The following is a 13190-nucleotide window of genomic DNA, read 5'->3' as shown; positions in this document are numbered from 1 at the left end:
CCCGACGGAGTCCGCTCCGTAGGCGCGCGGGTGGCCACCCCGAATTCCGCGACCGGCCTATTGGGCGCCCAACCGCGCGTGCATCTCCCACACCAGGATCTCCGACGGCCGGTGCGCGATCACCCGTTGGCCGCCGCTTCTGGTCAGCCGGACCGCATCGCCCTCGTCCAGGGTGCCGACACCCTCCATCTCCACCTCACCACGCGCGACGAAGACGTGCAGGTAGGGAGCGTCCGGCAGATCGATGGCGACGTCCGGATCGCCGGTCATCCTGGCCACGTGGAACGCCGCGTGGCTGCTGTTGACGGCGATGGCGGTGCGATCGCGGTAGCGCGGCAGGCCCGCGGCCACGGTGACCAGACCGCCCCCCGCCAGTGCGTCATCGATCTCGAGCTGCTGATAGCCGGGCGTCAGGCCGGGCTCGTCGGGAACCACCCACATCTGCACGAAATGCACCGGCTCGTCGTGCTCGGCGCCGTCGATGCGCCACGCGTCGTTCTTCTCCGAGTGCAGGATGCCGGTGCCCGCGCTCATCCGCTGGGCCAACCCCGGATAGATGATGCCGCTGTGGCCGAGCGAGTCCTGATGCACCAGGCTGCCGCCGAGCACCCAGGTGACGATCTCCATGTCCCGGTGCGGATGCGTGTCGAAGCCCTGACCGGGGGACACCACATCCTCGTTGTTGACGAGCAGCAGGCCGTGGTGGGTGTTCTCGGGATCGTAGTGCTCCCCGAACGAGAACGAATGCTTCGAATCCAGCCAGGAAACCCGCGTCTTCATGCGATCGCCTGCTCGATGGACGTCGATGTGTGGTGTCATGAGCGAACGAAGTGAGGGAATCATGTCGCCGTGTGCGGCGCGCACGCCGAAGCCGAGCGCCGGCGAGGCGCAGGCGTGAGTGTGGACATCATGGTCCTCCTCTCGGGACCGTGCACCGATCACCTTTCAGGGTAGGAGCACATCCGTGGCGGTACTCCACATTCCTAGTAAATTGTCCTGCACTCGGCATTTTACGCGAGCGACCAGCGGGTGAACGTCGGGCGAGCAGAACCTACCGGTCCGCCGAACCGATAGGTGACCTCGCCGGCGGGCCGGACATCGGCCGGTGCCACACTCATGCGTGATTCGTAACATGATGCGCCGCAACGCAACCGGAGGTGACGACGAGATGCGACCCGAGACGCTCACGCGCATCGAGCGACAACTTCGCAGCGAGGCCCACCGCGACGGCATCGCCCATTTCGTCGTCGGCGTCGCGGTGTTCCGCGACCGCAAACTTCTGGTGGTGCGCCGGGTCCCGGACGACTATCACGGCGGCATGTACGAACTACCCGGCGGCGGAGTCGAATCCGGCGAAACGTTCGCCGAATGCGTCGCGCGTGAGCTGTTCGAGGAAACCGGCCTGCGGGTGCGCCGCATCACCGACTTCCTCGGCGGCATCGACTACGCCACCCGAACCAAGGCCAGGGTGCGCAAGTACAGCTTCGTGGTGGATGTCGAACCGGGCGAGGTGGCCCTGGAACCCGGTGAACACGACGCGTTCGCCTGGATCGACGCCGACGCCCTCGAACGGCTGCCGATGGCACCGGACATGCGCGAAGCGGTCAGCGCGCTGGTCGCCGACTCGCACTGATTCGGCGTGATCACCCCGAAACCAGTAGCCTCACCGCGTGTCCACCACTGGTCGCTCGGAGAGCTCCATTAATTCGGACGAGCGGCCGCAGCCGCTGTGGACCGCGCTGCGGGAAAGTCCCGGGGTGTTGCGCCTGGCCCTCGTGCGATTCACGGGTCAGTTCGGCGACGGCATGTTCCAGGCGGCGCTGTCGGGGGCGATTCTGTTCAATCCCGAGCGACAGACCGATCCGCTGGCCATCGCGGCGGGTTTCGCGGTGCTGTTGTTGCCGTACTCGCTGATCGGGCCGTATGCGGGGGCGCTGCTGGATCGGTGGGATCGGCGCGCCGTGCTGCTGGTGGCGAACGTGACGCGGGCGGCGTTGATCGCGCTGGTGTGCGCGGGATTGCTGGCGGGCGTCGGGGAGACGCCGCTGCTGTTGCTGGCGCTGGCGGTGGTGGGGATCAGCCGGTTCGTGTTGTCGGGGGTGTCGGCGGCGCTGCCGCGAGTGCTCGACCAGCACTGGCTGGTGCCGATGAATTCGGTGCTCGCCACGGTGGCCTCGGGCTGTGCCGGGGTCGGCGCGGCCACCTCGGTGGCGGTGATCGGGCTGATCGGCGCGGGCGACTTCGCCTCGGCGGTCGCGGTCGCGGTGAGCTGCGTCGGGCCGGTGGTCAGCGCCCTGCTGGCGGCCGGGTTCGCGCCTCGGGTGCTCGGGCCGGACGCGGACACGGCGGAGAGCGAGAGCACAGTCCACGCCATCGCCACCGGACTGCGCACCGGCGCGACGGCGGTGTGGGAGTCGGTGCAGGTGACCACCGCGATGCTGGGTATCGGCACGCACCGCATCGTGTTCGGCATCAATACCTTGATCATGGTGCTGGTGCTGCGTCAGGCGCCTGCCGAAGGTTCGGCGTTGGACAGCGGGCTGCTCGGTTTCGGCGTGGCCATCGCCGCCATCGCGGCGGGCATGCTGGTGGCGGCCGTCGTTGCGCCGCTGTTGATTCCGCGGCTCGGACGGTCGAAGACGGTGGTGGCCGGGCTGGTGACGGCGACGATGGTGCAGCTGACGCTGGTCACGCCGATCGCCCTCGCCGAGGCCGGCTCGGCGGTGCCACGCGCACATCAGCTGTTGCTGGTCGGGGCGTTCCTGCTCGGGCTGGCGGGACAAACGATCAAGCTGACCGGCGACGCAGTGATGCAGATCGATATCGATGATGCGCGCCGTGGGCAGGTATTCGCGTTGCAGGACACGGTCTTCAATATCGCGTTCATCGTGGCGATTGCCGCTGCGGCACTGGTTGTTCCGGACGATGGGCGGTCGTTGCCGGTGATTCTGACGGGTGCCGGAATCTATTGTGCTGGTATTGCCGCCATCGCGGTCAATGCGCAGCGGCGGCCGAAGAATATCGGTGAAGTCAAGTAATGGTCGGATCGTCGTCCAGGTGGCGGCTGGTGGGATTCATTCGCTGGACGAGGTAGTCGGGTAGGTCGACCGGATTGTCTTGCGGCAGTAGCTCGTCTGCCGTCGCGGCGGGCTGATCGGTTCCCGGTAGGTCATCCGTCGTTGCGGCTGGGTGATCGGTTCCCGGTAGCTCGTCCATCGTCGTAGCGGGATGATCGGTTCGCGGTAGCGGTTCGTCGTCGCAGCCCGGCGGCTCGGATAGCCGCTCCGGCTGTGTGGCACCGGCATCGGCCGGGACGGCATGCTGCTCGGCGTCGACGTGATCGGTGCGCACGATCCAGTCCAGCGGTTCGCTGACCGCGTCGGCCGTACTACCGGTGATGTGGTGATTCCAGGTGCCGAGCCCGGTCGGATCGGTATAGAAGTGGTCGAGGACGCCGTCGTCGTCCAGATCGAGGGCCGCCACGTCGGCGATGCCGGATCCGGCGGTATCCCACATGGCGTCGTCGGCGAGACCGTCGCCGTCGAAGTCCAGTTGCACCGCGTCGGCCGTGCCGGAACGGGCCAGTTCCAGATCGGCTTCGCTGGACCAGACGTGTACCGGGCCGTCGCCCGTGCCGAACACGTACTCGATCTCGTTCATATCTGTTTGGACGCGCGCGACCGACATTCGGTTCCCTATTTCGCACAGATGATTCCGGTAGGTTTTCTTTCGCTTCGGCCCGATTCGACAGGAGTCAGTCAGCCATGGGATTTCCGGCGCAGAATCTCGAGGATCCGCGAAACCTGCTAGACGGGTGGGGAACCCGGCTGTCTCCGCGTACCCTGGTCGCCGAATAGCAGGCCCGGCTACCGTGACGAATCAATTCGGCGGCAAATCCCCGAGTGCGCCCGCCCTCTTCGGCATTGTCCTCGGCGGGTTGTTGACCATGCCCGGACCGATCGCTCACGCGACTCCGTTGCCGTGGGAGCCGCCACCAGTGAACAGTTGCGGTGAGGTCGGTTTCGATCCACGCAAACTCGATCTCGAGCCCGCCCTGCCGGACCGGATTGTCATTCCGGTGCCGATCCCGCAACTCACCCCGGTCACAGTGCCCGGGCCGGCCCAGGACAACACCAGGATCGACGCCGGTCCACTGCCCGCCGATCCATGCCAGAACCCGTGCCCCGAAATACGCGACATCTCGAAACCGCCTGAGGTGGAACCTGATCCGAGCCCGGTTCCGGACACCGGTGCCCGCCCGAACGCGGCCGGCGAGCCGATCAGGGTGCCGCGCATCGAGATCGAACCCGAGATCGAACCCATCCCGATACCGGTGCCCGGCGGCACCGGCGACGCACCGCAGCCCGCGCCACCGCCGGTGGTGCACCCGGCCGAGCCAGGCCCGCTCGCCCCGGCGGTGGCCGAGCCGCGCGTCACATCGGTGGAGCTGACCGGTCAGATCACCGGGCACGGCTCGCCGAACCGCACCGATCTGCGCTGGCAGGTGGACGGCACCGACCTCGGCGTGATGTGGGAGACCAAGCCGGGCGAGGTCGCCGTCGCGTTCGGCGACACCTTCGGCGAAGGCTGGCAGGTCGGTGGCGCGGGGGAGGACCACCAGGACTGGCGCAGCAACGTCCTGGGTTACAGCACCGATCGCGAACTGTCCGACGGCCTTTCGCTGGACAGCATGGTGCAGGACAGCCACTGCCACGCCGCCGAGATCCTGAGCAGCCGCAAACTCAAGAACTGGGAGACCACCACCATTCCGACCTCCGGATTCGCCCTCGACGGCCGGCAGTATCTGAGTTATATGTCGGTGAATCGGTGGAGTCGCATCCCCGGCATGTGGGCGAACAATTACGGCGGCCTCGCCTACTCCGACGACAACGGCCGCACCTGGATCAAGGATCAGCACGCCAAGTGGGACAACGTCTTCGGGGTCGGTCGCTTCCAGGTCGCGGCGATGGTGCCGCACGGTGAGCATGTCTATATGTTCGGCACGCCCAATGGCCGCATGGGGGTGGTCGGGCTGGCCCGGGTGCCGAAAGCCGAGGTGCTCAACAAGTCGGCCTACCAGTACTGGGTGAACGGCAGCTGGGCGCCCGCGGCGGAGAATCAGGCCACTCCATTGTTCCTCGGCCTGGCCAGTGAGTTGTCGGTGCGCTACGACCGGGACAACGCGCAGTGGCAGATGGTATATCTCGACTCCGGCCGCAATGCCATCGTGCTGCGCAATGCCGCCGAACCGCAGGGTAGTTGGACCGAGCCGGTGCAGCTCGTCTCCACCGCTGACTATCCGAAGTCCTACGGCGGCTTCATCCATCCCTGGTCGACCGGCACGGACGTGTACTTCACCCTCTCGTCCTGGGACAGCTACAACGTGTATCTCATGCACGCCCAGCTGGATTCGCCGAACTGAGCTCGGCCGAGCCCTACTGTTCGACGAACCGGACGAAACCGCCCGCGCGGGTCAACGAGGGCGGATCGCGGTCCACGTCCCACATCCGCAGGTCGGTGGTTCCGATGAGATGCCAGCCGCCAGGCGTGCTGCGTGGATACACCGCCGTGTACCCACCGGCCAGCGCGACCGCGCCGGCCGGGATGGTGGTGCGGGCCTGCGGGCGCCGCGGCACGGTCAACCGGCCGTCCGGTGACTCCAGATAGCCGAAGCCCGGGGCGAATCCGACGAACGCGCACTGCCAGACCGTCCCAGTGTGCGCGGCGACCACCTCCGCTTCGCTGATCCCGAGCAGCCGCGCGACCTCGGCGAGATCGGCGCCGTCATAGTGCACCGGAATGACCAGCGGATCGTCCGGAGAATCGTTGTCCGACAGTGTTCCACGGGAAACAATGTCCGAATCCTGCTCTGCCGCAGGCTGTCGAAGCGCGCGCAACGACGCGGCGAGCCGCTGGCGGACGGAGTCGGCGTGCTCCGGTGAAAGCAGTGTCACCAGAACGGTTTCCGCGGCGGGCAGAATGTCGCAGACACCGTCCAGGGGGCGCGCGCGGAGTGCCGCAGCGAGTTTCACCACGTCGTCGTGCCGGGACGGGGTGATGAGCAGCGCACAATCACCGGCCGCCCGGATCAGCCGATCCGGGTCGACCTCACCAGGGTCCGTCATCGCCCCGCGCCCCGCGTCCGGAAGATCATGCTCAGACGAACGGTTCGACCGGCACCCCGACCTCGTCCAGGGCGGTGCGGATGAGCCGGGCCATCTCGACCGCGGCGGGCGTATCGCCGTGCACGCAGAGGCTCGCCGCCTGCACCGCGACCTCACCGGACCCGTCGACCGTGCGCGCGGAGCCCGACATGGCGATCGAAACCGCCTGCGCGACCGCGGCATCGGTGTCCAGCACGGCCCCGGGCAGGCCACGCTTGGCGAGCGTACCGGCCGGCGTGTACGCGCGATCGGCGAATCCCTCGCCGACGAAGCGCACCTTCGCCGCCGCGGCCGCGTGCGCCAACTCGCTGTCGGCCGGGCCGAGCAGTGCGAGCTCCGGGTCGTAGTCGAGCATCGCGGCCAGCACCGCGTCCGCGAACCGCCGCTCGCGCGCGGCCGAATGGTAGAGCGCACCATGGGGTTTCACGTACCGCACCCGATCGCCCGCGGCCTTGGCGAACGCGCCGAGACTGCCGATCTGATACAGCACCTCGTCGCGCAGCTCGGCGGGGTCCATGGTGATCTCCCGGCGGCCGAATCCGGCCAGGTCGCGGTAGCCGACGTGGGCGCCGATCCGGACCCCCTTCTCGACGGCCAGCGCGCAGGTCCGGCGCATGATCGAGGGGTCACCCGCGTGGAATCCGCAGGCGATGTTGGCACTGGTGACGATGTCCAGCATCGCCGCGTCGTCGCCCATCTGCCACGGACCGAAGCCCTCGCCGAGATCACTGTTCAGATCCAGCGGCATATGCACCCTTTCCGTGGCGGTGTGTTGTAGACAGCACTTCGATTCTCGTCGGCACGGTGTTCCACAAGCAAGAACGCCTGCTCAGCGGGTTCTGCTCCCGGACCGCCGCGACCTGGGTCACAGCACGATGGTCGAGTCCGGCGTCGGCCAGTACGCTCGGATCAATCATGGCCACGTATTTCGATCCGAAGTCCTGGTCGCCGCTGCGGGCCGTCGATCTCGGCAAGCGCCTGTTCGAGCAGTCCTGGCTGGAGCAATGGATCGCCGTCACCACCTCCTGGGTGGACGCGGGCGCCGACCTCGGCGCGGGCACCGTGACGGCGCTGATGCCGGACGCCCTGATGACCGTGCTCAGCGAGGGCATCCTCAGCCGATTCGGTGGGCAGGAGGTCAGCGCGACCCTGCTCGGGCACGATCTGCACGCCACCCTGCAGGTGCTGAAGGTCCGCAGGCGCGGCGCGCACTTCCAGACCAAGACGGTGCTGTCCCGGCTGCGCTGGGACGACCATCCGATCGAGGCCGTGACGGTGATCGCGCACGGCGTCCGCCTGGTTCCCGGCGTGCCGACCAGGGTGCGGGCCGCGCAACTCGACCTCGACGGCACGGTCACCACGGCCGCGCTGGTCGGCTGGATCAACAGCCAGCCGCTGGACTGGGTCCTCGACGTCGACCCCGGCGGCCTGATCCGCGCCAAACACCGGCATCGGCGGCTGACCGCGCTGGTGGACGCCTCGGTGACCGACAACCGGGTCACCGTGGAACTCCATCGAGCCAGCTGGCTGGGCCTGCGGATACCGCGCCGCATGATCGGCACGCCCGCGCTGCTGCTGGAACAACTACCGAATCAAGCGCGCATCGTGCACGCCACTCGCGACGGTGACCTGGTGCGTTTCCGGATCGAGTTGCCCGAGATCACCGGGTCCTTCGATCTGGCGCAGATCCGGTCCGCGATCGTCGCCGGAACCACGCTGATCATTTTCTAGGCCTGGGCTTTCCACCACTCTTTCAAGGCCGCCTCCGCCTCGTCGCGGGTCATCGGGCCGCGATCGAGCCGCAGCTCCTTCAGGAATCGCCACGCCTTACCGACCTCGGGACCCGGTGGCAGGCCGAGCAATTCCATGATCGCGTTGCCGTCCAGATCGGGGCGGACCTTCGCCAGATCCTCCTGCTCGCGCAACTTCGCGATCCGTGACTCCAGCTCGTCATAAGTACTGCGCAACGCCGCGGCCCTGCGCTTGTTACGGGTGGTGCAGTCGGCGCGGACCAGTTTGTGCAGGCGAGGGAGCAGGTCGTCGGCGTCGGTCACGTAGCGGCGCACCGCGGAATCGGTCCACTGCCCCTTCCCGTAACCGTGGAAACGCAAGTGCAGGAACACCAGCCGGGCCACGTCCTCGGTGAACTGCTTCGGATACTTCAACGCCCGCATCCGCTTGCGCACCATCTTCGCGCCGACCACCTCGTGGTGATGGAAGCTGACGCCGCCGCCCGGCTCGTTGCGCTTGGTGTCCGGCTTGCCGATGTCGTGCAGCAGCGCCGCCCAGCGCAACACCAGGTCCGGGTCGCCGTCCTCCAGATCGATGGCCTGCTGGAGCACAGTGAGCGAGTGCCAGTAGACGTCCTTGTGCTGGTGGTGCTCGTCGATCTCCAGCTTCATCGCGGGCACCTCCGGCAGCACCCGCTGGGCCAGGCCGGTCTCGCACATGATGTTGATGCCGTCGATCGGGTGCAGGCCGCCGATCAGCTTGTCCAGCTCCACCCGGACCCGTTCCGCGGTGATCCGGTCGATCTGCTCGGCCATCGCGGTGATCGCCGTGTGCACCCGCGGCTGCAGCTCGAAGCCGAGCTGGGCGACGAACCTGGCCGCGCGCAACATGCGCAGCGGGTCGTCGTTGAACGAATCCTCGGGCGCCGCAGGCGTATCCAGCACGCCCGCGAGCAGCGCGTCCATCCCGCCCAGCGGGTCGACGAAGTCGAGCGCACCGTCCGCGCCGATCCGCACCGCCATCGCGTTGACGGTGAAATCGCGGCGCACCAGGTCGTCCTCGAGATTGTCACCGAAGGTGACCTCGGGATTGCGCGAAACCCGGTCGTAGTTGTCGCTGCGGAAGGTGGTGATCTCCAGCTGCTGGCCGCCCTTCGACCCGCTCACCGTGCCGAACGCCAAACCACCGGTGTCCCACAGATGATCGGCCCAGCCGCGCAGCATCTCCTGCACCTGCTCCGGGCGCGCGTCGGTGGTGAAGTCCAGATCCGTGCCGAGTCGCCCGAGCACCGCGTCGCGGACACTGCCGCCGACCAGATACAACTCGTGCCCCCGCGCCGCGAACATCGCGCCGAGCGGTTCCAGCACATCGGACAGCCTGCCCAACGTCACCGCCGCCGCAGCCAGCAATCGGGTACGTCTATCCAGCTCTGCGTCCTCGGACTCGGTCGAAACCACGAATCAGCAGCTTACCGAGTGTCATTTGCGGCGCCTGCGGCGCTGCTGGATATAGCAGCATCGGGGAGCGATTCGCTGCGGGGTGGTGGTCGAGCGACGGGTGGGCGAGTTCAGCGCCGTGACGAAGGTTTGGCAAATGCGCACAGTAGGATGTTTTGGTGTCTCCGGCCGATCGTGCGAACAGTCGACGCCGCCAGCCTCGGCGCCGCGGTTCGGCCGCCAACGCGGCGAAACCACGCATGCGTACGGTGCGGGAAACCTCAGCTGGCGGGCTTGTCGTGGACGGGTTGGACGGTCCGCGGGAGAAGCGCAGCGCGGCGCTGATCGGACGAACGGACCGGCGCGGACGGTTGCTGTGGTCGCTGCCGAAGGGGCACATCGAAGAGGGGGAGACCTCCGAGCAAACCGCGATCCGTGAAGTGGCCGAGGAGACCGGCATCAACGGCGTGGTGGTGGCGGAGCTGGGCAGCATCGATTACTGGTTCGTCACCGATGGTCGGCGGGTACACAAAACGGTGCATCATTATCTACTGCGTTCCACCGGCGGCGAATTGTCCGACGCCGATGTGGAAGTCACCCAGGTGGCGTGGGTGCCGTTGAGCGAGTTGAATTCTCGACTGGCCTACGCGGACGAACGCCGCCTGGCCGAAGTGGCGAACAAGCTGATCGACCGGATGGAGACCCGCAAGCGATGACCCCAGACTTTTCGGCATCGCACAGCGATTCCGTGGGGGGCGGTGGCCGGGCGGCAGATGCGCCGCGCCCCGAGCGACGGACCCGTGGCGCACAGTCGGCACTGTTCCGGATCATCGTGGCGGCCCTGACCATCCTGGGTTCGGCATCGACGCTGCCGATCCTGGCGCCTGCCGCCGCGCAGGCACAGCCCACCGGCTCCGGCTCGGCGGCCAAATCCTTCCTGAAGCTGTCGCTGGATTCGGTGACGCCGACCGCGGTGACCACCACCAGCGATCGGACCCTCACGGTCTCGGGCACGGTCACCAACATCGGCGATCGCATGGTCTCCGGCGTCACCGTCCGGGTGCAGCGGGCGGCCGCGGTCGCGACGCCGGGCGATCTGCGCGCCACCTTGCAGCAGGATCAGATCAACTACGACGTGTTCGGTGAGTTCGAAGAGGTCGCCACGCAGCTCGACAAGGGCGAGCGCACCAAATTCACCGTGACCATCCCGCTGCGCCCGGATGGGACCGGCGCACCGTCGCTGCGCATCAGCGAACCGGGCGTGTACCCGCTGCTGCTGAACGTGAACGGCAAACCGGACTACGGCAATCCGGCCCGGCTCGACGACGCCAGGTTCCTGCTGCCGGTGCTCGGCGTGCCACCCGCCTCGAAAGACGCCGATGCGGCGGAGGCGGTCACCGCGCCGACCGACGCGCCGGTCGCGACGACGCTGCTGTGGCCGCTGGCCGACCGGCCGCGCATGGTGGCGGGCATCCCCGGATCGCCGGACCGCAAGGTCGAACTCACCGACGACGAGCTGGCCGCGTCGCTCGCCAAGGGCGGTCGCCTGGACCAGTTGCTCGGCGCGTTGGAGACGGTGTTCGACACCTCGCCCCTGCGTGATCGCGCGCTCGCCGCCTCGGTGTGCCTGGCGGTCGACCCCGATCTGCTGGTCACCGTGCAGGCGATGACCAAGGGCTACCGGGTGCTGGCCAGCCCGTCCGATCCGGACGGCGCGACCCGGCCGGGTACCGGCTCGGCGCAGGCCCAGACGTGGTTGGACCGGTTGCGCGCGCTCGCGGGCTCGATGTGCACCGTGGCGCTGCCGTTCGCGCAGGTGGATCTCGCCGCGCTGGCGGCGGTGAACGATCCGGACCTCTCGGCGCGGGCGATGAACGCGCCCGCTGAGATCGTCGACTCGATCCTGGTGACGAAGTCGGTGCGCGGGGTGAGCCTGCCGGACGCGGGCACCATCGATGGCGGCGCGGGAGTCCTGTTGCGCGGTCACGGATTCAGCACCGCGGTACTCGCCGACACCGCCGTCGCGGCGGAGGGCACGGCGGGCACGTCCGAGCTGACCCGGTCGACCATCAGCCGCGGCGACAGCAAGAGCAGGTCCACCGCGCTGCAAAGCACCGGGAGCCTGACCACGCCACCCGCGGGCCCGGACGTCGTGCGACTGCCTCAGGTGACCGCGGCCGTGCCACCGGCACCGCTTGCCGCGGCCACCCCGCCCGCCGCCGACCCGCCGCCGAATGGGAATCCGCCCGCCCCGGCCGTCGATCCGTCGCTGCATGTGGCGACCTTCGACATCTGGTCCGCGACTGCGCTCGCCGCGGTCGGCTCGAATCCGCCGACCCCGTCGTTCACCCCTGCCAAGGTCCGCTACGAGGTCACCAACGACTCCCGTGTCGCCCGGTTGCAGGACGCATTGGGCGCGATCTCCTGGAGCGCGCTCAATCCACAACCGGATCAGCCGCGTTCGCTGCTGCTCGTCCCGCCGCAGCAGTGGAGCGCGAGCAAGGACGAGGGCACCGCGTTGCTGCGCCAGCTCGAGTTGCTGGTGCGCGGCAACCTCGCGACGCCACGTCCGTTCCAGGCGCTGGTCGAGCAACCCGCCGACCCGCGCCCCTACGAGCTGGACTATCTGCCGCAGGCTGCCGAAGACGCGGTACCGGACCGGTTCCTGGCGCCGGTGCGCGACCAGGGACGCCGGATCAGTGAGCTGATGCGCGCACTGGTCGAGGTGCCGGACTCCGAACCGACGCCACGCCAGTTCCTCGATCCCCTGCGCGACGACCTGATCCGGGTGCTGAGCCTGTCCGATCGGCGGACCGGCGACGCCACTCAGGCGGACACCTTCGCGCAGCGGCGGATCGATCAGACGACGCGGGCAATGGACAAGATCTATAACTCGGTTACCGTGCTGCCGCCAGGCGGCGTGTACACCCTCGCCTCGGAACAGAGCCCGTTGCTGCTGGTCGCGCGTAACGATTTGCCCGTGTCGGTCCGGATCAAATTCCGCATCGAGGCCCCCGCCGAGACGAAGATCACCGATATCGACGAGCAACAGCTGCCGCCGAAGGGGACACGCTCGTTCCAAATCCCGACCGAGGTGAGCGACAGCCGTAACCTGGTGATTCCGATATCCCTTACCACACCCGACGGCATTCCGCTGGGGAATGCCACCTCTGTTTCGGTTCGTTCGAACGCCTATGGTCAGGCCCTGGCAATAATTACCGCATGTGCCGGAATACTGCTGTTCCTGTTGGCCGGACGCCGCTTGTGGCGCCGGTTCCGCGGTCAGCCGGATCCGGCCGACGAAGGTTTCGACCCGAGCACCCGGCGTCGAGTCAATCGGTACCGGCGCGCCAAGCAACGAGTCATACAGCAGGAGCATCAGGAGGCACAGTGAGGGACGGTGAGCTAGCGCCCCCGTTGTGTCCCGTTCGATCGCTCGACCCGGTCCGGCCCGGCGAACAGCGCCCGCTGCTACCGGATTTGGACGTCCGCCAAACCACAGTGGCAGAGTGGAGGACAATCGCGGAAAGCTCGCACCGGCGCAGGGGTGGTGCGAGTGATGGGCATTACCAGGAGGAACGGTGAGCGATTCAGCGTGGACGCCGCTCGCCGAGCCGACCGGGATGCACCGTCGCGCCGGGCGCAGGAGGCATGATGAGCGACGATGACTCATCGGCGCATCGGCCCGGCTCCGATCGGCGCGACGGCCCACCGGCCCGTCGGGCGCCCGTTGCCCCGTGGGAACGGCTACCGCCACAGGCGGAGGCCGAGGACCCGGACATGAACGCCGGGCCCTACGATCCGCCCCCGCCGCGCGTCCCGAAGATCAGCAGGCCGTCGGGGCCGCCGCAGCCGTGGC

The 13190-nt window shown here is 68.1% G+C and carries 11 protein-coding genes and 1 pseudogene; 7 read left to right on the top strand and 5 right to left on the bottom strand.

The annotated features are described in order from the left end of the window. Positions 1–57: 57 nt before the first annotated feature. Positions 58–843 (bottom strand): pirin family protein, encoded by a 786-nt coding sequence (locus NN4_RS35010; RefSeq protein WP_147140297.1) that lies wholly within the window; start codon positions 841–843, stop codon positions 58–60. 325 nt (positions 844–1168) lie between these two features. Between NN4_RS35010 and NN4_RS35005 the strand changes: the two genes are divergently transcribed. Both NN4_RS35005 and NN4_RS35000 read left to right on the top strand, forming a co-directional pair. Then, positions 1169–1633 (top strand): NUDIX hydrolase, encoded by a 465-nt coding sequence (locus tag NN4_RS35005; RefSeq protein ID WP_147140243.1) that lies wholly within the window; start codon positions 1169–1171, stop codon positions 1631–1633. A gap of 67 nt (positions 1634–1700) precedes the next feature. Beyond that, positions 1701–3038: an MFS transporter gene (locus NN4_RS35000; protein ID WP_147140295.1), complete on the top strand. Its 1338-nt coding sequence runs from the start codon at positions 1701–1703 to the stop codon at positions 3036–3038. Here the strand turns inward: NN4_RS35000 and NN4_RS34995 are convergent. Then, positions 3031–3687, bottom strand: a complete 657-nt coding sequence (locus NN4_RS34995) for a hypothetical protein (protein ID WP_222595229.1) — start codon at positions 3685–3687, stop codon at positions 3031–3033. The two genes, NN4_RS35000 and NN4_RS34995, sit on opposite strands and share 8 nt — an antisense overlap. Positions 3688–3946: 259 nt before the next feature. Between NN4_RS34995 and NN4_RS34990 the strand changes: the two genes are divergently transcribed. Further along, positions 3947–5422 (top strand): glycoside hydrolase family 183 protein, encoded by a 1476-nt coding sequence (locus tag NN4_RS34990; RefSeq protein ID WP_147140293.1) that lies wholly within the window; start codon positions 3947–3949, stop codon positions 5420–5422. A gap of 13 nt (positions 5423–5435) precedes the next feature. Here the strand turns inward: NN4_RS34990 and NN4_RS34985 are convergent, their stop codons facing one another. Together NN4_RS34985 and NN4_RS34980 are read right to left on the bottom strand one after the other, a co-directional pair. Then, entirely contained in the window at positions 5436–6125 is a 690-nt protein-coding gene (locus tag NN4_RS34985; RefSeq protein ID WP_147140238.1) for a 5-oxoprolinase subunit B family protein, read from the bottom strand. A 31-nt stretch (positions 6126–6156) separates the two neighbouring features. Then, positions 6157–6912 (bottom strand): LamB/YcsF family protein, encoded by a 756-nt coding sequence (locus NN4_RS34980; protein ID WP_147140236.1) that lies wholly within the window; start codon positions 6910–6912, stop codon positions 6157–6159. A gap of 167 nt (positions 6913–7079) precedes the next feature. On the opposite strand from NN4_RS34980, the gene NN4_RS34975 reads away from it, so the two are divergent. Continuing rightward, complete coding sequence (locus NN4_RS34975) at positions 7080–7895, top strand: hypothetical protein (protein ID WP_147140234.1); 816 nt, start codon at positions 7080–7082, stop codon at positions 7893–7895. Here NN4_RS34975 and NN4_RS34970 read toward each other — a convergent pair. Then, positions 7892–9352, bottom strand: a complete 1461-nt coding sequence (locus tag NN4_RS34970; protein WP_147140232.1) for a CCA tRNA nucleotidyltransferase — start codon at positions 9350–9352, stop codon at positions 7892–7894. The genes NN4_RS34975 and NN4_RS34970 overlap by 4 nt on opposite strands. A gap of 158 nt (positions 9353–9510) precedes the next feature. On the opposite strand from NN4_RS34970, the gene NN4_RS34965 reads away from it, so the two are divergent. The 3 genes and pseudogenes from NN4_RS34965 to NN4_RS34955 form a co-directional block, all read left to right on the top strand. Next, positions 9511–10047 (top strand): NUDIX hydrolase, encoded by a 537-nt coding sequence (locus NN4_RS34965; protein ID WP_147140230.1) that lies wholly within the window; start codon positions 9511–9513, stop codon positions 10045–10047. Further along, positions 10044–12725, top strand: coding sequence for a DUF6049 family protein (locus NN4_RS34960; RefSeq protein ID WP_222595228.1), 2682 nt, complete (start codon positions 10044–10046; stop codon positions 12723–12725). Before NN4_RS34965 ends, NN4_RS34960 begins: the two co-directional genes overlap by 4 nt. Before the next feature lie 260 nt (positions 12726–12985). Next, positions 12986–13190 (top strand): annotated as a pseudogene (locus NN4_RS34955) (hypothetical protein); the annotation flags it as partial.

The organism is Nocardia ninae NBRC 108245, assembly GCF_007990755.1.
Taxonomy (GTDB): Bacteria; Actinomycetota; Actinomycetes; order Mycobacteriales; family Mycobacteriaceae; genus Nocardia; species Nocardia ninae.
This window is presented reverse-complemented; position numbering and strand designations above follow the sequence as displayed.

What these genes read in the sequence shown, in the direction of transcription:
- NN4_RS34980 (WP_147140236.1), bottom strand. Translation starts at nt 6,912, where the DNA reads ATGCCGCTGGATCTGAACAGTGATCTCGGCGAGGGCTTCGGTCCGTGG.
- NN4_RS35005 (WP_147140243.1), top strand. Translation starts at nt 1,169, where the DNA reads ATGCGACCCGAGACGCTCACGCGCATCGAGCGACAACTTCGCAGCGAG.
- NN4_RS34960 (WP_222595228.1), top strand. Translation starts at nt 10,044, where the DNA reads ATGACCCCAGACTTTTCGGCATCGCACAGCGATTCCGTGGGGGGCGGT.
- NN4_RS34990 (WP_147140293.1), top strand. Translation starts at nt 3,947, where the DNA reads ATGCCCGGACCGATCGCTCACGCGACTCCGTTGCCGTGGGAGCCGCCA.
- NN4_RS35010 (WP_147140297.1), bottom strand. Translation starts at nt 843, where the DNA reads ATGATTCCCTCACTTCGTTCGCTCATGACACCACACATCGACGTCCAT.
- NN4_RS34985 (WP_147140238.1), bottom strand. Translation starts at nt 6,125, where the DNA reads ATGACGGACCCTGGTGAGGTCGACCCGGATCGGCTGATCCGGGCGGCC.
- NN4_RS34975 (WP_147140234.1), top strand. Translation starts at nt 7,080, where the DNA reads ATGGCCACGTATTTCGATCCGAAGTCCTGGTCGCCGCTGCGGGCCGTC.
- NN4_RS34995 (WP_222595229.1), bottom strand. Translation starts at nt 3,687, where the DNA reads ATGTCGGTCGCGCGCGTCCAAACAGATATGAACGAGATCGAGTACGTG.